This window comes from Paenibacillus sp. AK002, from assembly GCF_053903045.1.
The window spans coordinates 3,125,039-3,146,481 of record NZ_CP096377.1; the positions used below are offsets into that span (position 1 = coordinate 3,125,039).

At 49.8% G+C, this 21,443-nt stretch carries 16 protein-coding genes; 13 read left to right on the forward strand and 3 right to left on the reverse strand.

Annotated features, from left to right (window positions below; translation table 11 throughout):
• Nucleotides 1-95: 95 nt before the first annotated feature.
• Nucleotides 96-581, reverse strand: coding sequence for a hypothetical protein (locus M1D70_RS13930; protein ID WP_456290167.1), 486 nt, complete (start codon nt 579-581; stop codon nt 96-98).
• Nucleotides 582-845: 264 nt separating this feature from the next.
• On the opposite strand from M1D70_RS13930, the gene M1D70_RS13935 reads away from it, so the two are divergent.
• The 8 genes from M1D70_RS13935 to M1D70_RS13970 all read left to right on the forward strand — a co-directional run bounded on the left by M1D70_RS13935 (nt 846) and on the right by M1D70_RS13970 (nt 14,068).
• A complete protein-coding gene (locus tag M1D70_RS13935; RefSeq protein WP_456290168.1) occupies nt 846-2,654 on the forward strand; it encodes a sensor histidine kinase in 1,809 nt (602 codons plus the stop codon).
• Nucleotides 2,651-4,297 carry a response regulator gene (locus M1D70_RS13940; protein WP_456290169.1) on the forward strand — a complete coding sequence of 549 codons (1,647 nt, stop codon included), beginning with the start codon at nt 2,651-2,653 and terminating at the stop codon, nt 4,295-4,297. Before M1D70_RS13935 ends, M1D70_RS13940 begins: the two co-directional genes overlap by 4 nt.
• Nucleotides 4,298-4,482: 185 nt before the next feature.
• Nucleotides 4,483-5,853 (forward strand): ABC transporter substrate-binding protein, encoded by a 1,371-nt coding sequence (locus tag M1D70_RS13945; protein ID WP_456290170.1) that lies wholly within the window; start codon nt 4,483-4,485, stop codon nt 5,851-5,853.
• A 73-nt stretch (nt 5,854-5,926) separates the two neighbouring features.
• Nucleotides 5,927-6,829, forward strand: coding sequence for a carbohydrate ABC transporter permease (locus M1D70_RS13950; RefSeq protein ID WP_456290171.1), 903 nt, complete (start codon nt 5,927-5,929; stop codon nt 6,827-6,829).
• Between the two features lie 13 nt (nt 6,830-6,842).
• Nucleotides 6,843-7,670, forward strand: coding sequence for a carbohydrate ABC transporter permease (locus tag M1D70_RS13955; protein ID WP_009589301.1), 828 nt, complete (start codon nt 6,843-6,845; stop codon nt 7,668-7,670).
• Between the two features lie 32 nt (nt 7,671-7,702).
• A complete protein-coding gene (locus M1D70_RS13960) occupies nt 7,703-8,704 on the forward strand; it encodes a glycoside hydrolase family 130 protein (protein ID WP_456290172.1) in 1,002 nt (333 codons plus the stop codon).
• A gap of 19 nt (nt 8,705-8,723) precedes the next feature.
• Nucleotides 8,724-11,807 carry a glycosyl hydrolase gene (locus tag M1D70_RS13965; RefSeq protein ID WP_456290173.1) on the forward strand — a complete coding sequence of 1,028 codons (3,084 nt, stop codon included), beginning with the start codon at nt 8,724-8,726 and terminating at the stop codon, nt 11,805-11,807.
• A 143-nt stretch (nt 11,808-11,950) separates the two neighbouring features.
• Nucleotides 11,951-14,068 carry a galactose-binding domain-containing protein gene (locus M1D70_RS13970; RefSeq protein WP_456290175.1) on the forward strand — a complete coding sequence of 706 codons (2,118 nt, stop codon included), beginning with the start codon at nt 11,951-11,953 and terminating at the stop codon, nt 14,066-14,068.
• Between the two features lie 97 nt (nt 14,069-14,165).
• Here M1D70_RS13970 and M1D70_RS13975 read toward each other — a convergent pair whose 3' ends face one another.
• Nucleotides 14,166-14,816 (reverse strand): hypothetical protein, encoded by a 651-nt coding sequence (locus M1D70_RS13975; protein ID WP_456290176.1) that lies wholly within the window; start codon nt 14,814-14,816, stop codon nt 14,166-14,168.
• 194 nt (nt 14,817-15,010) lie between these two features.
• Here M1D70_RS13975 and M1D70_RS13980 point away from each other — a divergent pair, with 194 nt between their 5' ends.
• Both M1D70_RS13980 and M1D70_RS13985 read left to right on the forward strand, forming a co-directional pair.
• Nucleotides 15,011-15,502 (forward strand): hypothetical protein, encoded by a 492-nt coding sequence (locus M1D70_RS13980; RefSeq protein WP_456290177.1) that lies wholly within the window; start codon nt 15,011-15,013, stop codon nt 15,500-15,502.
• A gap of 7 nt (nt 15,503-15,509) precedes the next feature.
• On the forward strand, nt 15,510-16,265 hold the full coding sequence (locus M1D70_RS13985; RefSeq protein ID WP_456290178.1) for a siderophore biosynthesis protein: 756 nt from the start codon (nt 15,510-15,512) through the stop codon (nt 16,263-16,265).
• A 31-nt stretch (nt 16,266-16,296) separates the two neighbouring features.
• On the opposite strand, the gene M1D70_RS13990 is transcribed toward M1D70_RS13985, so the two are convergent.
• Entirely contained in the window at nt 16,297-17,178 is an 882-nt protein-coding gene (locus tag M1D70_RS13990; RefSeq protein WP_456290179.1) for a helix-turn-helix domain-containing protein, read from the reverse strand.
• Between the two features lie 124 nt (nt 17,179-17,302).
• Between M1D70_RS13990 and M1D70_RS13995 the strand changes: the two genes are divergently transcribed.
• From M1D70_RS13995 to M1D70_RS14005, 3 genes are all read left to right on the forward strand, one after another.
• Complete coding sequence (locus tag M1D70_RS13995; protein ID WP_015735002.1) at nt 17,303-18,085, forward strand: phytanoyl-CoA dioxygenase family protein; 783 nt, start codon at nt 17,303-17,305, stop codon at nt 18,083-18,085.
• A 191-nt stretch (nt 18,086-18,276) separates the two neighbouring features.
• A complete protein-coding gene (locus M1D70_RS14000) occupies nt 18,277-20,025 on the forward strand; it encodes a histidine kinase (RefSeq protein WP_009595287.1) in 1,749 nt (582 codons plus the stop codon).
• Complete coding sequence (locus tag M1D70_RS14005) at nt 20,025-21,368, forward strand: response regulator transcription factor (RefSeq protein ID WP_456290180.1); 1,344 nt, start codon at nt 20,025-20,027, stop codon at nt 21,366-21,368. The genes M1D70_RS14000 and M1D70_RS14005 overlap by 1 nt, the downstream gene beginning before the upstream one ends.
• Nucleotides 21,369-21,443: the final 75 nt, after the last annotated feature.

The window sequence follows — 21,443 nt, forward strand, 5'->3', positions numbered from 1 at the left end:
TGTAATGTGGATACGGATGCAACCCCGTAGAGCCATGACTACGAAGGTTGGCTCTACGAGGTTGAAGGGTCTTGCTGCAGATTATGTATTCTTCTTTATAACCATTCCACGTATTTCTCCATCGTAAACTCGCCTTCCAATTCCAGCCGGGTATCCGGCTTACTCCCATCATAATAATTGACGTCCATCGTCGTTCCAGTCCAATATACGTAAAATACGCCATTTCCTCTATACTCAATGCGTCCCCGGTTATCATTTACCTCCTGGTGCTCAAAATAATAGAGTCTTGCATCCAGGCTTCTGGAGTTCTCGTTATAGCCCTGGGCAAGCGTAAATTCCAGCGGTGCAAACTCATTCAGTTTTAGCGTATCCAGATAAATCGTAAGTTCCGCGTCCGGATTGCTCAGCAGCTCATCCGGATCCGGGTAAACCTGAAGCGGTTCGGTCTCCGTTTCCGTTTCAAACCACAGCATGATTTGCGGCTTTCCGTTGACTTCGGTTCGCGTGGCGAAAGCGTTGGATTCTGTTAAAGCGTGTTTTTCGGTTCCGTTATAACGGATTAAGGTGATCGTCCCCGGCATGTGATTCTCCTTGTCTAATGTATTCGATTATTATAGAATGTCAGATTGGCCTTACTAAATGGTAGCATAAACCAATCATCGCACCAATAAGTTAGCATAACTTTCCCTTACCTTATCTGGCGAATGGAACGATAAAAGTAGAATGTGCAGGGGCGGGATATGGAATCTCCTATTGCGAAATTGATATTTTATTGTAAAATGACCGCAACAGATTAGTTTCGACATGGCAGGACTTCTTGTCATTTCAGGAGAGGTTGATCGAGTTTGATTAAACGACAAAGACACGAGCATTTTACCGGAAAGTTCAGCAAGTGGGTTTACGGGATCACGTTTAAACAAAGAGTTCGCTTATCCTTCATTATTATGATAACGCTTGCAATTGGAGCGGTAGGCATGACAACCTATTGGATCGCCTCCAAAGAGCTTCAGAAGAACGCTTTCGAATCCAGACAAGAGACCGTGAACAAAACGACTCAGATTCTGGACGACAAATTGGCCGGGATCTCCAATTCGGTTCGTTCCCTGATGTTCAGCTATGCCTTTAAGGAAATGATGCTGGATGTGCAGAGCAACGACATCTCGAATTATTACGTGCATTTGTCCGAGCTTCAGTATGTGTTTTCACAGGTTACCTTTAACGAGCCACTGATCGAAAGCATACTCATTGCTACCCCGATCGGGGATTTTTATCCAGTATCGCAGCGTCGTTCCCAGACCCAGTCCTTTTATGAATCCAGCATGTATTACGACGTGAAGGAGAATTATGGGGGGATCTGGGTTAAGGGGCACACCGACAAATTTTTTACCGGGAACAGCCGAACGCTTTCCTTTGTTACCAAGGGAACGCAGGAGAACGTTTCCAACACCAACGTATTCATCGTGGTGAACGTGAACGAGAGCGGGTTGATCGGCATGGTCAACCAGCATTCTTCGAATGATGACAGCGATTATTTTGTCATTGATTCGAAAGGCGAGGAAGTCATTCGGACCGCCTGGTCGTCCAGCCATAATCTCATGAAAGATAAACCATTCCTGTACAAAGTATCGGAAGGTAACCAAGGTTCTTTTTTTCATCATTTTGACGAAACCGATTACCTGGTGAATTACACCCGATCCGCCGTGGTCAAAGACTGGAGCCTGTTCGGCATTCAGCAGAAGGATAAGCTGCTGGAGCAAATGAACGGAGTCAAGCGAACCACCTTTTATATCATGCTGTTCTTTCTGCTTCTTACCTGGCTGCTGTCCACCAATTTGACGGCAATCCTGCTTAACCCGTTATATAAACTGCAGCGGCTCATGCGGGAGGTTGAGGACAACCGATTGAACGTCCGTTTTGCCAGCCGGTCTACCGACGAAGTTGCGCAGGTGGGTTATCAATTTAACCGCATGCTGGACGAAATCAATCGGCTCATCGATGATGTAAGGCTGAGTGAATCCGGGAAACGTAAGGCGGAGATGCGGGCTTTAACCGCGCAGATGGAGCCGCATTTTTTATACAACACCCTGAATACGATCTACTGCAAATCGGTGCTTGGCGAGAACGATGAGGTCAATGAGATGATTTTGTCCTTGTCCCAGATGTTCCAGTTAGGGCTGAGCGGAGGCAAGGACTGGAACACGCTGGAGGATGAGCTTCTGCATGTGGAGCAGTATTGTCTCCTGCAGCAAAAATGTTATGAGGGGCTGTTTGAGTTTGAAGTTACCGTGACCGACGCTTCGTTGTTAACTTGCCTGATGCCCAAAATTCTATTGCAGCCGATCGTGGAAAACAGTATTCAGCACGGGTTTAGGGACATCGGCTCAGGAGGTCAAATCCACTTGCGTGTTTGCAGGCAGGGCCAGCTGTTATATCTGATCATTGAGGATAACGGAATCGGCATGGATGCGGATAACGTCATGAAGGGGATGCTGGAGCCGCCGGTCTCCAAGAAGGGTTATGCCTTGAATAATATCGTGAACCGGCTTAGTCTCTTTTATGGTGAAGATGCCGGAATCAAGCTGACCAGTCTTCCCGGCAAAGGATCAAGAACGGAAATATGGATGCCGATTAGAGAAGGGGACGTTGAATCATGACGAATGGATCACCTGTGATTAAGTTATGCATCATTGATGATATTCGAAGCGTGGTCGACATGATCGCACGGAAGCCGCCTTGGAAGGATCATCATATCGAAGTCGTTGGCACGGCACTGGATGGCGAGGAAGGCATCCGCCTCGTGAAAGAGACGAAACCCGATATTGTCCTAACGGACATCCGGATGCCGAAAAAGGATGGGTTGGCCATGACGCAGGAAATTCTCGAAAGTTCTCCTTACACGAAGATTGTCATTCTCAGCGCATATACCGATTTCTCGTTCACGAGACAGGCCATCCGCTTGGGAGCCTTTGATTTTGTGAAGAAACCGTTCTCGATTGACGAAATCATCCAGGTCGTTTTGAAGGCAAAGGCTGCGTACCTGGAAGAACGGCAGGAGCAAAGCAAGGTCTTGGAACTGAAGCAGAACATGATCAAAAGCTTGCCGGTCCTGCAGCAGGAATACTTGTCATTGCTGATCCATCACCGTACGAATCCGGAAGCGGCATATCAGCAATGGCAAGCACTTGGCATCAAGCTTGAGCCACGGCGATTCAATCTCTTTATCGTGGAAGTGGACCGTTTCATGGACAAATATAAGGAGCAGCCAGCACGTGAAGTGGAGCTGATCAGGTTCAGTTTGCGCAATATTTTGGAGGAAACGATTGGAGGGTTTACCCATGGCGTCGTCTTCAGCGAGGCATTGAACCGCTTGATCTGCCTGATCAATTGCGAGGATATGGGGACGGCAGAGCAAATATCGGAGGCTTGCCGGCTGAACATTTTTCAATTTACGCATTCGACTATTTCCATCGGGATCGGCATGTGCGTTCATTCAATCGATGAGCTGCCCGATTCCTATCAGCAGGCTTTGAATGCGCTGGATTATCATTTTTATACAGACGGCAATGGTGTAAGCAGTTATTCCGGCACTTCTGCCGAAGAAAAGACCCTCTTGAATTATTCGGCTTCGACGGAACAAGAATTTCTGTTTGCCTTGCGATCCGGGCACAGGGAAAAATGCCGGCTGATTCTGGAGCAAATATTTAATGATATGCTGCAGCGTGACCCGCTGCCCAAGCCGCAGCAAGTTGAAAACCTATGTTATGAGCTGTCATCCAAGATATGTCGGGTCATGTCGGAGCAGTTCGCTCAGGATCGGGTGAAGAGGCTTGAAGAACAATGGCATGCGGTGAGGAGTTCAGGTGTCGTTTCGTTCCAGATTATGCGGGATACGGTAAAAGGAATCTGCCTTGAAGCTTGTTCATGGGTCGAGCAGGAGCGTATGGATGAATCCACGAAATTGATCTATCAGGCAAAAGATTATATATGCGCGAATTTACATACGAATTTATCGCTGGATCTCTGCGCGAAGCAGTTTAATATCAGCCCCGGTTATTTTTCGAATCTGTTCAAAAAAGTGCTGAATATCTCTTTTCAGCAATTCCTGATCCATCAGCGAATGGAGAAAGCCAAAGAAATGCTGATCGACGACTATCAGGTACAGGAGATCGCACAGAAGCTTGGTTACGAGCATCGCCGCTATTTTAGCGAAATCTTCAAGAAGCATACTAACATGACTCCGTCCGAGTTCAAGCTATATAGTACGGGGAAGCTCAGCACTCCTGTGGATTTGGATTGAGGATCATCCTATAGAATACAGCCTTGTTTCCCGTAATTCTGGATGCAAGGCTTGTTTTGTGAAGAACGGATTCATGGGGAAACCTGCCCTCGATGTGTGGTTACCCGCATTATGCGAGTGAGAGGGGCCCCTTATAATGAGGGAGAAAGAAAGAGGTTCCGTAGATAAAAAGGGAGGTAACACGGATGAAAATAAGCAAGAAATTCTTCATGTCCGCGATATGCCTGATGCTTTCTGGAAGTCTGGCAGCTTGCGGCAGTCCGACATCCACAGATCAAGGGGCGGAAGCCGGATCCAATGACAAGACCAAAATCACCTATTGGACCGGAGATCGCCATGATTCCGAGTTTGTCAAAGAGACCATCGATACATTCAACAAAACGAACAAGGATAACATCGAGGTGGAACTGGTCATCAAGGGAGACGACTTCGATCAAGCACTGGACATGTCCTTTCAGACTTCAGAGCCGCCGGATGTCATTCGCGTGAAAGAGAACACCATCCAGACGTTTTATAAAAAAGGTTTCCTTGCTCCGATCGACGAGTTTCTGACGGACGAAATGAAGGCAAAGTTCCCGGCGATGGAGGATCTGAACAGCTTTGAGGGAAAACGTTACAGCCTGCCGAACTACGGCACGACCATGCGACTGATTTACAATAAAGAGCTTTTTGCCAAAGCGGGCATTGAGCAGCCGCCAACCACTTTGGATGAGCTGGTCGAGACTGCCAAGAAAATTACGGAAGTGGGAAAAGCCAGCGGAGCTTATGGGTTCGCTCAAAATTTCAAAAATCCTTCCAGTGCACTTGGGCGTTCTGCACGCGTTATCGCAGAGGTGAGCGGTTATGGAGGCTTTGGATATGATTTTAAGACGGCTCGTTATGATTTCAGCGGCTTTAAGCCGATCATGGAAGCCTTCAAGCAAATTAAGGACGACGGAAGCATGCTGCCAGGCGTTGAATCGCTAGATATCGATCCGCTTCGTGCTCAATTCGCTGAAGGAAAAATCGGCATGTACTTATCCTTTTCCGCTGAGGCGGGCGTCTACCAATCCCAATTTCCGGCCAAAATCGACTGGGCCGCGGCACCCGTTCCTTCCATTGACGGTCAATTCAATGGCGCTTCCGGCTTCCTTGGCGGTCAGTGGCTGGCCATTAGCTCGGAGTCGGAGCACAAGGAAGCCGCATGGAAGTTCCTAACGTACATGTACGATGAGTCGATTCTCCAACAGTACCAAGAGAAGGGATTCGGCATATCGATGGTTCCTTCGGTTAGCGCGGTTGCCGCGAAGCCTGAAGTGAAAGGGATCGACGGGTTCCTGCCTAATCAATACGACGGTGTTTGGCCGGTCTATCCGACCGTGCCGGTACAAGGCATGAAGTCGGACGACGCCTTTTTCAAATACATCCTCAGCGGAGGCGATCTGGATTCCATCATCGACGATTTGAATACCCGCTATAATGCCGCTTTGGATGCTGCCATTGCGAGCGGGGAAGTGAAAGCGGAGCCGATGGCGGATTTTAATCCGCTGGATCTTGCCGGACAATACGCTAAATAGATAGGGTCACGGGGGATGGGGGATGCCTCATCCTTTTTTAAATACTAAAGAGACCGCAAGGAGTTGAGAGGATATGAATAAAGCGAAGAGTGTTGCTTTTTCATACAGCTTTCTGTTGCCGAGCTTTATTCTGACCATGGTTCTTGGCATTTACCCGATCATGTGGGCCATGAGGTATATGTTTTACGATTATAAAGGGTTTGGTGCCGAACGATTCGTAGGATTGGCCAATTTCGAACGTGTCATGAAGGATCATCAGTTTTGGGAATCCGTAGCCAACACGTTCATCTACGCCGGAGGCAAACTTCTGCTCTCGATACCGCTGGCCCTGATCTTGGCTGTTATTCTGAATTGGAGGATCAAAGGCAGAAATTTGCTCAGAGCGATTTTCTTTATGCCGACGATCATAAGCACCGCCGTAATGGCGGTCGTATTTTTTACGATCTTTAATTCCTATAATGGCATTCTCAATCAGTTTCTGATCAAGTACCAGGTCATCGGAAATGCCATCGATTGGCTGGGCGTGGATTATGCCATGCTGACCGTCATTCTCGTAGCAGTATGGGGGGCGATTGGCAATTACATGCTTCTCTTTCTGGCGGGACTCCAAAATATTCCCGAAGATGTCTACGAGAGCTCTGCTCTGGATGGGGCAAACAAATTCCAGCAATTCCGGTACATTACCGTTCCCATGCTGGGGCCTGTCATGCAAATGATCATTATGTTGGCCATTATCAATGCACTAAAAGGGTATGAGAGCATCATGGTGATGACCGACGGCGGTCCGATCGGAAAAACCAATGTCATGTTCCTATACGTTTATAAATTGTTCTTTCCTCCGGCAGGCTCCACGGCATCCACGCAAATCCAGGAATTCGGATATGGCAGCGCGGTAGCTTTTGTTACGGCCGTGATTGTCGGCGTCATTACGATACTGTACTTCTATGGCTCGAAACGCATGAGTCATAACGAATAAGGGGGAAACGTTCATGAGAATCGCATGGAATACTATACTGTGGGCGTTTCTGTTAATCGTCGCATTTCTGACGCTGTTTCCCGTCGTGATCACCTTGCTCGGTTCTTTTAAAACCAATGCCGAGCTTACGGCTGGGGCCACGTTTCTGCCGGCCGATTGGCAGTTTTCCAACTATATCGAGGCTTGGGAACAGGCGAATTTCTCAACGTACACGCTGAACAGCCTGTTCGTTGCCGGAGCCGCGACCATCGGAACGTTATTGGTGGCTTCCATGGCGGCGTACGTCGTGAATCGAATGAACTTTATCGGTAAAAAGCTATACGTCGGTCTCCAGGCCTTTACGATGTTTGTCGCCATCGGCGCCGTGGTGCTGCGTCCTCAATTCGACCTCATGATTCGCCTTCATCTGCATAACTCGCTATGGGGCGTAATCCTGATATTAATCAGCGCCCATGCTTCCGCATTCTTTATCCTGCTCAGCTTTATGAGCGGGATCCCCAGAGAGTTGGATGAAGCCGCGCGCATCGACGGGTGCTCGCCGGGCAGGACGTTCTGGCGAATCATCATTCCCTTGCTGACGCCCGGGCTTGGCGTGTGTGCTCTGTTTGCTTTTCGCGGGGCATGGAATGAGTATCTGCTCCCGTTTGTGTTTACGCTCAGCAAACCGGAGCTGCAGACATTGACCGTGGGCCTTGCCAATCTAAAGTACGGTGTTGCTGCCGCTTCCCAGACTCACTTCATGATGGCCGGGGCTTGCCTTTCCATACTTCCGATCCTTATCGCTTATATTTTTGCCAACAAATCTTTTATGCAAATGACCGCCGGCTCATTAAAGGGTTAGCGGCAACTTATCCATATCTAGGAGGTATTGCCATGAAATCGATTCCTATTGGAAATCTCATCTCAAGTTCCGTGATTCGGCGTCATCCGGATAACCCGATTCTGGATGCGTCCCGCGTTCCATATCCGACCGCGCTTGTATTTAATGCCGGTGTGACCAAATTCAACGGGAAATACGTGATGGTGTTTCGTAACGACTACGGAAGTGTAGAACGCCAGACGCTTGAGCCCCATCATACCACCGACCTTGGCGTCGCCTTTAGCGATGACGGAGTTCAGTGGGAGGTGCAGCCAAAGCCGTGCTTTAAGCTGCATGACCAAGAGATCATTCGGGCGTATGACCCTCGGCTCACCGTTATCGACGGTCGATGTTACATGTGTTTTGCCGTGGACACGCAGCATGGCATTCGCGGAGGCGTAGCGGTAACTGACGATTTTGTGAGCTTTGAAATATTGAGTCTATCAACGCCGGATTTGCGCAACATGGTGCTGTTTCCCGAGAAGATTGGCGGCAACTATGTACGGCTGGAGCGGCCATTCACGGTGTACAGCCGAGGGGGAGTCGATCGGTTTGATATGTGGATATCGGAATCGCCGGACCTGAAGTACTGGGGAAATTCCGGTTTGCTGCTCGCTGTCGAAGACGTCGCGTTTGCCAATGACAAGATTGGTCCCGCGGCTCCTCCAATCAAGACGAAGTTTGGCTGGCTTACGTCTTTTCATGCGGTGGATCTTGATCCTGCAAGAGGCAAGAACGGGTGGGAACCCTCCTGGAAAAAACGTTATACCGCCGGCTTGATGATGCTGGATTTGGATAACCCCAAAAAAATCATCGGTATGTATAAGGAGCCCTTGCTGGCGCCAGAGGTTAGTTACGAGACCGAAGGAGGCTTTCGGAACAACGTGATCTTCCCTGGCGGCATGATACTTGAAGAGGACGGCGAGGTTAAAATTTATTACGGTGCAGCGGACGCGGTGGAATGTTTGGCTACGGCACATATTGATGAATTGATCCAATTATGTCTCAACGATTAGAGCAAGGTGGGATAAGAAAATGACGATATGGAACCTTCTGCAGCATCCTCCAACCCGTTATCGAACGGTGCCGTTTTGGTCCTGGAACGACGATCTGAATAAGAACGAACTCTTACGGCAGATCGAAGAAATGCACGGGGCTGGCATCGGCGGTTTTTTCATACATGCCCGCGGGGGACTTACGGTACCGTACATGGGTGAGGAATGGATGGAGGCCATCCAGGCCTGCATCGAAAAAAGCCAGGAGCTCGGGCTTGAGGTATGGCTGTATGACGAAAACGGCTGGCCCAGCGGTTTCGCCGACGGTAAGGTGCCTGCGCTTGGCCCTGCTTATCAGCAGAAGCGGCTGGCTTATGAATGGGCTCCGTTTACGGACGGAGAAAACGTGACGTTAGCCTATTATGTTCAGAGCGGTGAAGAGCTGCTGTTACTCACTCCGGATGATCCTCGCAGTCCTGACTTTCGTGTATATTACGAGGTCAATCCGTACTATATCGACACGCTAAGCAAACAGGCCGTGAAGGCGTTCATTACGACCATCTATGAAGCTTACTGGGCACATTTCGGCAATGAATACGGCACTGTGCTTAAAGGAATATTCACGGATGAACCGCAGTTTGGACGGGGGGATTTTCCGTGGTCGCTGGAGCTGGAAGAAGCCTTTGAAACCCGGTTTGGATATTCCTTGTTGGAAGCACTTCCGTCACTGTTTCTGGAGACGAAGAATTGTCGCAAGACAAGATACGATTATTGGGCGTGTGTTACCACGATGTTCACGGAAGCCTACGCCAAGCAGATCGGAGCGTGGTGCGGGGAGCGGGGGTGGTCTTCCGCCGGACATGTCGTGGACGAGCAGACGCTTATGAGCCAAGCGACTTCGGTAGGCGATCCGCTGCTCTTCTATGAGTATCTTCAAATTCCCGGTTGCGACTGGCTCGGCCGATCCGTTAGCGAAGAGCCGCTTGTTCCCAAACAAGTCAGCTCCGTTGTGCGTCAACTCGGCAAAAAACAAGCCATCACCGAGAGCTATGGCTGCACCGGATGGAATATTAGCTTTCAGGATCTAAAGCGGATTGGGGAGTGGCAATTCGTTCACGGCATGAATCTCATGTGTCAGCACTTGCAGGCCTATTCCTTAAGAGGGCTGCGCAAAAGGGACTATCCGCCATCCTTGTTCTATCAGCAGCCTTGGTGGGAGCACTATCACCGGTTTAACGATTATTTTGCCCGTTTGTCCATGCTGCTTATGGAGGGAAAGCGGCAGGCCGAGGTACTCCTGCTGCATCCTATTCGGACTGCTTGGATGGAGCAAGCGGGCTCGGACTCATGCAGGATAGAGCCTTACCATCAAGCGTTTGCCCAGTTGTCCCGTTGGATGTGTCAATCGTTCATCGAGCATGATTACGGCAGCGAGGGAATCATGGAACGTCATGGTAAGGTAGCAGGCGGACGATTCATTGTAGGAGAGGCCGGTTATCGGGTCGTTGTCATCCCTCCTTGTGTTACCTTAAATAAGGTAACCGTGAAATTGCTGCATCAATTTATCCTTCAAGGAGGAACATTGATCGCTTTCGAACCTTACCCTTACTTGATCAATGGGGAACGTTGCGAAGACATCATGCGTGTCGTAGACGCTGCAATGAAACCTGATATGAGTCGATTATCTTTGGTGAAGATGCTTACGGATACGGTTTCACCTCCCATTTCTGTAACTGACGGAATGGGGAATCCCATTATCTCGGACATGGTTAACGTTCAGACGCTTGAGCTGGACGGCTCTTATCTTTATTACCTGGTGAATTCCGGAGAAGAGCGCTATCCGGATACGGTGGTGACTATTCATCGAAAGGGTTCGCCTTTTCTTATTCATTTGGAGAGCGGCGCGATCGAGCCGCTGAACCATAAAGCAATGCCCGACGGCATTCGGTTGAACTTGACGCTGCATCCAGCGCAATCCTATATGATTCGGGTTGTCCCGAATCATGAGGAGCTAAACGATTCCGTTACGGCAACAGAACTCGAGCTTCAGCATGCCGGAAGGCAGATTCAACAATTGGATGAGCGGTGGAGAATCGATTATATCGATAAGAACAGTTTAACGCTGGATACGTGCAGGTATCGGGTGGAACAAGGCGAGTGGTCAAAACCACGGCCCCTTATTTTTATCCAGGAAGAGCTGCTGAAGATCGGAGCACCGGTGCAAATCGAATTGGAATTCGAGGTTGCCGTTGCATTTGATCCCTTGATGAAACGGGAATTGTATCTTGTCTTAGAGAATCCGGAGAAAACGAAAATCCAGGTGAACGGAAACGAAGTAGCATCCCATAGTTGTGGCTGGTGGAGAGACGTTGCTTTCAAAAAAGTAGATATTACAGGCGGCCTTCAGCACGGACGAAATACCATCAGGCTTGCGCTCAATTTTTGGAACTCGCCCGAAACGTATGCGGCTTTAAAGCGTGCCAATCAATTTGAATCTGAGGCGAATAAGCTTACGTTTGATTCGGAGCTCGAGAGCGTGTATATCATAGGAGATTTTGCGGTAACCTCGGAATCGCCGTTTGTTGATGGAGGGGATGGTGTCCTTTTTTCGGACGGCCCGTTCATTCTTTCCGAACGTACGCACGAATGTTCGCTGGCAGAAGATTTGGTCAGTCAGGGCTTGCCGTTCTTCACAGGAAGCCTCCGCCTGGCGCAGACGGTTTCCATCTGTCTGGATAACCGTGCTAAATGGCTGTGGCGGTTTGACGCTAGGCCGAATGCAATCGTCACGCGATTAACCATTAACGGACAAGAAATCCACACTTTCTTATGGGAGCCGTACGAAGTTGATATCTCTGAATATCTCATTTCAGGAGAGAACCTGATTGAACTAGAGTTAATCGGAAGCTGCAGAAACTTGCTAGGTCCGCACCATCATGTGAAAGGGGAACCCCTTAAGGTCGGCCCGGACAGCTTTAAGAATAAACCCGGATGGACGGATAAGGACCTTGATCCGGACAGCCCGATCTATCAAAACCGCTATGCTTTCGTTCGTTACGGTTTGTCACATGTTCCAAGCTTGGTTTCCCAGAATATGAAACCGGAGAGGGTACGTCCCGAATGAATTAGCATATAGGATCTGCCCTTTTTGTGGAATTACCCTCATTAATCGTCCTATCCATGAAGTCTATAATGAAGAGGCACCATATGGAAGCAGACAGGTATGAAAGGGTTTTCAAAAAACGAACGAAAAGGAGGAATTATGTAATGTCATTGGTCAAAACATGGTTTCGTGCGGCACTTGGATTTACGCTTGCTGCTGCCTTGCTGGCACCAGCCGTGAATCTACAAGCGGAAGCATCGGAGGGAGGGGCTGCATTTACTCCAGCTACAATCGTAGCCTACGAGCCATCGGAAAGGTATGAAAGCTCCGTCAATTATACGCTCAAAGCGAACGGAGTACCCATCCCGGTGGTGAAGGGGTTCAGCGATTATGACTATGCGCATTTTTCCATGTCCGACGGTCCTGTCACTTACGAGTTAACGATCCTGAATACGGACAAGGTACACGAATACTCCATAAGTCCCAAGAAGCTGGGCATCCAAGCCGATAAGATTGAAGGACGAACCATCACTTTCACGACCCAATCGGACGAGTATTTGATTGTGATGATGAATAACCGCAAGACGCGTATGGTCATCGCGGCGGATCCGCTCGAAACGGATGCACCCGCCTCAACCGGCGAGGGCATTTTCAATATTACATCCGCTCCTTATCATCTTGTATCCTCAGGTTCTTCAGCGGCCGAAGTTTCGGTAAGAACGGGGGCCATTCAGCAGGCGATTGACGATGCCAGTCATTACGGTACCGCTCGAGGAGACGGTGCGCAGGGTATTGTCTACATTCCGGCGGGAACCTATGAAATCGGGAATTTGGTATTAAAAAGTAATACGGCCCTCTACATGGAGCCGGGAGCCACCTTGGTCGGTACAGGACGAACCAGCGATTACACCGAGCACTGGTTTAAGGATTCCATGGGACGACCGGCTACCTGGTGGATCTCAACCGCATTTCAATCCGAGAATATCCGGATCTATGGACGGGGCACGATCGATGGCAACGGGCAAGCGCTGCACGACGACAAAGGAACCAATGGCAAGGGAATGATCAATAACCTCGTTGTTCCGATAGCTACCTCCCATTTTGTCATGGAAGGGATCGTGATTAGAGAATCATCGGGCTGGGCGGTGGTTACGGTACGTTCTAACGATCTTGCCTTCAGAAATCTGAAGCTGTTCAACAGTTTGGGGATGGGGGAAAATGACGGGATCGATATTTGCGAATCCCAAGACGTCGTCGTACAAAATGCGATCGGCATTTCGCTGGATGACCCGTTCTCCACGAAAGCCTGGAAAGAGGATACCGATATCGCCTCGGGCAAAGTGCCATGGCCGGGCAATCCGGAGCCCGTTCGCAATGTGTTATTCGAGGATACGATCGCTTGGACCTTATGCTACGGTTATAAGATCGGACAAGGCGTCATGCAGGATCAATCCAATATCGTATTCCGAAACGGAGTCGTTTATAAAGCGGCTGTGGGATTCGCCATTCATCATAAATACGGCACCGGTGCGGTGAGTGACGTAACATTCGAATCGATGGACGTCGAAGATATCAGCGGCAAGAACGAGGACAATAGCGCATGGATGACCATGTTCACGGTAAATGGAAGCAATAACGGCGTGGGACCCGTCAGAGACGTTAAAGTGAAGGATATTACGGTGCGCGACGCAGGTGAAAGTTTTGCCAAGATCAAGGGTATGGAAGGTGCCGAGATTACGGATCTAATGTTCGAGAATGTTTATATGCCCGGAGCAAGCTTGCCGGCAACTACACTGCACGAGATGAACTTCTTGAGCAAAGAGCATTACGGCGATGTCACGATCAGGCCCGTTCAGAATGAGGAACCTCTGCCAAAAACCAATTTGGCGCTGCACCGTCCAGCCATGGCTTCATCTAATGACGGATTGGAGGACACCGCGCCGTACGTTAACGACGGAAGTTTAACAACGCGCTTCGGTTCGAAGCGGGGAGTGGACCCCGGCTGGATCTATGTGGATCTCGGAGAGACGCGAACGATAAACGAAGTCAGGCTCTATTGGGAGGCCGCTTATGGGAAGAGCTACCGGATTCAGGTAGCCGACGATCCAAGCGATGAGGCGAATTGGAGAGATGTATACAGCACCACGACAGGCAAGGGCGGTCTTGAGACGATAACTTTTGACGAAGCGGACGCGCGGTATGTACGGATGTACGGAACAGTCCGGGCTACAATATACGGATACTCCATTTGGGAATTTGAGGTGTATGGGCCTGAAGAGTGAAGACTACGGGGACGGTGGGCAGTTGATTAATAAGCAAAGGACACATTCTCTTAATGAGGTGTGTCCTTTGCTTATGTTGGCAGGCAGCCCTCTTCGTTTATCGAAGCGATAAATATTCCAGCAGGGCATCCATTTGCTCGCTTCCCAAAAGATCCGCCAGTGGCGGCATCACATGGGCGAGAAAATCAGGCTTCGTCTCATAAGTTTCTTCGTCGCTGGTTTCACCTTGAAAAAGCAGAGCGCCTTCAATGAGGATGGACAGCGCGTGAAAGCAATCCGCAAGCGAATTCGCGATCAGTTTAGGCTCGCCACCTTCGAAAGCGGCATATACGGGTGAACCACTGGCTTGGACATCTACAATCAGCGGATCATCGTTCACATTGGCAATGACAACGTGATGAGGTGGCCAATTGCTCGATTCTATGGTTTCCCCCCTATCGCTAATCCAGCGATAGCCCATTTGCTGCCGGACCAGATGCTCGGGAGAAACAAAGTAAATGACAGCCGATTCGCCGATCTCAACCGCCGCGTTTTTCATTTTATGGGTTCCTTCGGCCATAGCGTCAATCATCTCATAATGGCTATATAGATAGGTCAGCTCAGGGGACAGCGTGATACGGTCATCCACGGGGGGCAGCCGGACCTCGGACCGCTGCCGTATTTCATGATCGGTGAAGAGCCCGAAACCCCGATTATACAAGTCCTGTTGTTCTATGAATCTAGTTAAAGCCGCTTCCAGTTTCAGCATTCATTTCATCCCTTCCAGCATGTTAACCGAATTATAACACGCCGAGTCATCGCGGTTAAGCGCGGGAAATTCTATCTCTGATTTGATATATGGTAGAATATCCCGTATGTAGAGAATCTATTAAACGAACTGAAGATGGTATCACGAATACGAATAGGACGTTGATTCTGCAGCAGGGAAGGAGGCGGCAAGGGATGAAATATGAATTCAGTATAACGGCTTCGATCTCCGAGCTCGTATGGTATCCGGATGAGCTGTCTGACGAGTTTAAGGTACACCCTAACTTTAAAGCCGTGATGGATCGGCTTGGCATAGCGGTTCCCGTAGAGGAGATCTATGAGCGGTATTTCGATAGCCCGGTGAACTCCGGCCATGTTCTGGTATTCCAGGAGACGGAGGGCCCGGCTTCCTGCATCGTCCTGGATACGTATCGCGATCCGTTGGACCAGCTGGATATGATCCAGATGGGATGGCGAAGCCAAGGCGAAGATCACGAGCTTCGCCGGCTATCCCGCAAATTCTATGATGAATGTGAATTCGCGGTCCGTTATCAGGAAGGTCAATCGGTATTGTCCGAGAAGCTTCGCGAAGATCGATATCCACGGACCTTTCGGTATCATACGGTATTCCAACAGAGAATGAAGCGATACGTCAATTACGCGGATTCCCCTAATTTGAAGGAGTGAGCAAGCTATGAATATATCGGAATCTCATATTCGTCCTTTTCCGGCTTACGAGGATGTATTCGAAGGCGACGTGGAGCGGTACCGGAAGCATTTTCTTCCGATTCTTTCCTTGAATCTGAAGTGCCTGTTTCCGGGCGAGGATCAGTGGCTGCACTTTGTGTCCGTCAAAGAAATATACGACGGCAGCGTCGGCGAAGAAACCGTGTCCGAACACCGGCCGTATACCAAGGAGGATATGCTTGGTTTTGATGTAGTGAACGGAAAATACCGCTTCGAAGCGGATTGGAACTACTTTTTGCTCGAGCAGGAACCGGAGCATGAGACGCTGGCAGAAGCGTACGCCGACAATGAGCGGGACTTTATGGCCCGCAAGCGGTTCTATGAAGAGAAGGGGCATATCTTCCCTTACTCGTCTTTTGGTCGTGCTGCCGAATCGGCGGACGCGCTGATTCATGAATACAAGGAAAAGCAGGAGAAGGGGTGGGGATTAAGCTTCCCGAAGATCCATGGACTGCTGGATGATATTGGCTTTATGTCGGAAGAGGCACAACAGGATTTGCAGGAAGAGGGGGAAACTCTTGAGGACTGGCTGCGTTTCGAGCAGACCAATCTGCTGCATGTGCCGCGTACGCCGGAAGGAGAGATTTTTACCTATGTCGGCCGATTGACGGGTTATTACTTTCAGGCGTACGGAGCAGACGCGCTGTACTTGTTCTACTCGAGGGAGCTGGGCAAGGCCGTCGTTTGCTTGGAATATACTTGAGATGCGACAATGACGAATATCCAGGTTAGGATCAATGATCCGCCCCTAAGAACCATTTGGCACGATAAGCCGCCGGAGAGATGCCTTTGAATTGGGTGAACAGCCTTGTGAAGTAATGAACGGAAGAGAATCCGGTTCGTTCCGCAATCAGCTTGATGGGATCATGGGTTTGCTGCAGCAGAAGCTCGGCTGCCCGGATCCGCTCGGTGCGAACCATGGAAGAAAAGGATTCATGGATGCTGCCCGCAAGCAAGCGGGACAACTGCCGCTCCGACACGTTGAGGTATGTCGCCACTTCCGGCAAGGATAATGGTCCGCTTAGATTGTCTCGAATGTACAGTTTTGCTCTTTGGACAAGCTGCACCGTGGTTGAGTAGCTCGGAGCCGCATCGAGGTTGCGGGCAGCCCCGAACAGGGCAGGGAAGGATTCGAGCAGCGCATGCGCGAGTTTGGGCAGAAGCGAAGCAGGCAGCGAGTCTTCGGCTTCCGAACGCACCAGCATGGATTTCCATAATTGGATGGCCGGCGATTCACTGGCAAACTCGGTCCAAACGGCGCATCGACGAAGCGCTTCCAAATATGCCGCCGTAACATCGGTGGCTGATGGTTTCTCCATCGCGTCATATGCCACGAACAACAGATTGAGATCGTGAACGTCCTTGATCTGATGCAGCTGACCTGGATGGGTACAGAAAGCGACCCCAGGATATAAGGGGTATGTCCTGTCGCCTTCGAGATACACGCCGGATCCGCCGTGTACATAACAAATTTCAACGAAAGAATGCCGATGCAAGGAATTGGCCGTCAAATGACGAACGGTTCCCCAGTAATGGACAAGGAACGAGAGGCTCTCGCCTTCTAACCGACCTGCATAACGATTAAGCCGTTCCTCGCTTTTGCTCCAATGGTACAAGGCAGTACAGCTCCCTTCTGGCGTAATTTTGCAAAACGTCGTCTTTCCGGTGCAAATACGATCCCGCTTACCCTCACTATAATTAAACTAGATATTCCATAAAATATCGAGAGGGTGCATGGCGATGATTGACGAGAAGGATGTGCAATTTTACAAAGAGAATGGGTATTTGCTGGTCCGGGGCGTTTATAATCAACAGGAAGTCGAAGATATGCGAACGGCCGTTGAAGGGATCATCCAAAGGGCGGCACGCGCCAAATCGGATCAAAACCATGCATGGCAGGGCGATTTCCTGCCGCCTGAACAGCTTAAGAAGCTGGTTCTGAAAGGATTTCACGACGTGCAATATCATGATGCCGCTTTCATGCGTGCCGCGATCCATCCTCGAATGACCGAAGTGCTGAACGGGATCATCGGACCGAACGTGCAGCTGCATCACTCTAAAATGCTGGTTAAGCCCCCATCTAACGGGGCCGCATTCCCCATGCATCAGGATTATCCGTATTTCCCTCATCGGGATCACACGATGCTTGCTGCCAGCGTTCATCTCGACGACGCCGATATGGAGAACGGCTGCCTCTGCGTCGTTCCCGGCTCTCATAAGCAGGGCGTATTGCCGCATGTCGGCGCTTACTATTTGAACCATAAAGAGCATCCTTTATCTTCGGGGACTCCATGTCCGGCCAAGGCAGGCGATGTATTGTTCTTCAATTACCTGACCATCCATGGGTCGGACGTGAACCGGAGCGAGCGTACGCGCCGAAACATCCTGTTCCAATATCGCGATGCTTCGGATGTGCCGACCGCGGATGTTCACTTCGATTGGGGCATGGGCTTAATGGTCAGCGGAACCAACCCGGATTTTAACAATGTGAAGCCGAAGTATGAAATCATCAGTGCGAAATGACCACATAACAGCACCGATCCCTGTGCTGAATGATAAACCAGCTTAAAAGCCCCTTACGGGGCTTTTTTTTTGCCTGGAACTCATGACGGTCATGTTTGCACCTAATATGTAAAAATAATTCGTTGTAATGTCAGCCGGCCCCCCTATACTAGATGATAATGGATCGAGTGATAACGAATTGGGGGAAAAGCATGAAACTTCAGGCTGCGGGCAAAGCATCGAAATGGTTTGTTTATCAAAAAATCGTCATCGTATTTATCGTATTGTTACTTCCTCTCATCTCGATGAATATTTGGTTGAATTATAAGGGGATGTCCGTCACCAAGGAGTCTATCTTGAACTCCGCGGCCGCGGGGGCCTCCTTCTATTCCAAGCAGCTCGATAAAGAAATGTATTTTATCCGGAATCTGCAGCTGCAGCTGTTAAATGACAAGGATCTGCAGAAGCTTAGTTTCCGAGGCAGCATGCTTGAGGATTACGAAGAGGTGGAGCTCATCGACCAGGTCAGGGATCGGCTGGCAACCTTGATGGTTTCCAGCGAATATGTCGTGAGTGCCGGCGTGTACGTGAAGGATGTCGGGAAAACGATCTCGACCACGACGGGAGTGACCAATACCCCGAACAAGGAAATGGAACGGATATCGTCCATGATGGCGGTCATGCCCAAGCCTTCATTCTATAGGAGCGGCGACCGGATCTTTCTGATCGAAACCGAAAACAACGGGGCTGTCTGGTCATACATCGAGATTTCCCGGCCTAAGCTGCTCGGGGCTTTAAGCGAAATCGCCAAGCTGTATCCGGAATCCGAAGTCCTTCTGGGGAGCAGGGAAGGCAGCACCATCTTGACGACGGCGCCTGCGGCCGATGAGTCAACAGAGATCTTGAATCATGTCCTGGACAAGCCGGATACGGATCGAAATGCGCCGGAGACGGGGGAATTGGGAGGCGTAGACTATTTTATCATTCAGAATGAAGTCGGCTCGCTGGACCTGTCCTTGGTCATGTACGTGAATCAGAATGAAATTACCCGCCCCATAAGCCAATTCATTACCTGGTTCTATACGCTGTTTATCCTCGCCGTGATTGTGATGGTGCTCTATTCGTTCTCGGTCAATCTGATGATCCACAGGCCTTTGTCCAAGCTTGTTAAAGCCTTTCATATGATCGAAACCGATAATTTGAATATCCTGATCGAGTCCAGAACCAAGGATGAGTTTCATTACGTGTTTAACGGTTTCAACAGGATGGCCTTGAAGCTTAAACAGTCGATCGAAGAAAACTATGAGCAAAAAATAGCACTGCAGCACTCGCAGCTGAAGCAGCTGCAATCCCAGATTAATCCGCATTTTTTATATAACAGCTTTTTCAATGTGTATATGATGTGCAAGGTCGGAGATTCGGATAGTGCGGCGGAGCTCTCGCAAAAGCTCGGCAGCTATTATCAATACATCACGAGAAGCGGCTCCGACGAGGTGCCTTTTTATACGGAATACAAGCATGCTCTGGATTACTGCGACATACAGGGCATTCGCTTCTCGAACCGGATTTCGTATGAGCATAGGGAATTTGCGGACATTCCCCAAGGTATCACCGTACCGAGACTTATTGTTCAGCCTATCGTGGAGAATGCGTTCGAGCATGCATTCGAGGATGGCATGGAGGAAGGCATGCTGTACATCAGCGCTGATTATCGGGAGGGCAGACTGCGTATCACGGTGGAGGACAACGGGAATTTGCTTACGAATGAGATGCTGCAGCGTCTGCGCGGCAAGCTTGCCATGGATTCGAAGCATGTGGAGCAAACCGGATTGGTCAACGTGAACAACCGGCTTCAGCTCAAGTATGGGCCCGGCAGCGGATTATCCGTCTCGCGAAGCGTCCATGGCGGTTTGAAGGTGGATTTGATCATTATGATTCATGAATCAGAGGAGGCATCGTGATGTACAGACTGTTGATCGTGGACGACGAGCCCGTCATCGTGAACGGCTTGGTTCAGCTTTTTCAGGAACAAACGCAATTCGACCTGGATGTATGGAAAGCCTATTCCGCCAAGGAAGCGGTGGAGATCGCCATGAGAGTGAAGCTGGACATCCTGGTCAGCGATATACGAATGCCCCATAAGAACGGGCTTCAGCTGATTGACGAAATTACGTACTATTGGCCGCACTGCCGGATCATTTTTCTGACCGGTTACAGCGAGTTTGAATATGTGCATGAAGCCCTGCGCAAGAACGTGGATAACTACATCCTGAAAACCGAAGGGATCGATCCGATCTTTCATGCTGTCCAAGAGGCTTCCTCCAGGCTGGATGAAGAGAACCGACGCAGAATCCAGGCAGAAAAGGCAAAGATGCATTTTCAAATGGCCGAGCCTCTGCTCAAGCGCGAACTCATACAAAAGGCATTGAAAGGGGAAGCCCTGAGTTCCCTGTTGTCTCAGCCCCGTTATGAAGAGGTGGGGTTCGGTATCGACGCAGATCGGCCGGCATTCCTTCTCGTTGGAAGGATCGGAATGGCCCCGGAGGCCAAGGCGAAGAATGCGGTGCAAGCCGTTCAGATGATGTTTATCAACGACCTGCCCAGCTCGTTTGCCTGCGAGCATGTCGTACTGGATGAAGACTTGCTGGTATGGCTGCTGCAGCCGGGCGAGGAGCTTCTGGACCGTTATCGGAGGTTTGAGCCGGAAGATGTGCTTCATTGGCAGGGCATGATGTCGTATATGAGGGGTATCCTGGAGCAGGTGCAAAATGAGTGCGAAGAGCTGCTTGGCGTTCAGGTTTCTTTCGGGATATCGGGCAATCTTCTGCACCAATGGAACACGGCGGGAGAGCAGCTGCATGCTTTGCGGACCATGCTGCTCAGCAGGGCGGCGCTGGGACAAGAGATGGTCGTTGCCGATATCGAAAAGGCAAAGGAACACGAAGCGATGATACATGGAAACAGCCAGCTGAGGCAGGATGACATGAAATTCGATGTGATCGACCGGATTCACAGGTACATATTGGAGCATTTATCCGGGGACGTCTCGTTGACCGCCATAGCGGAGGAAGTGCATTTTAACCCATCCTATCTTTCGCGCTACTACAAGCAGCTGACGGGTCAAAATCTGCTGGAGTATATTCAGGCGAAAAAGCTGGAAGGGGCGCTTCATCTGATGCAGCATACGAACATGAAATTACAAGAGATTGCCGTGCGGCTCGGGTTTGAATCCCCGTCGTATTTTACGACGTTTTTCAAGAAAAAGATGGGCGTAACCCCGCAGGAATACCGAAATACCCAATAAGTAAAAAAAGTGAAAGGGATGTAAAAAACTTAAAATTGATAGCGCTTTCGTGCGGAATCTATAATGATATCTAAG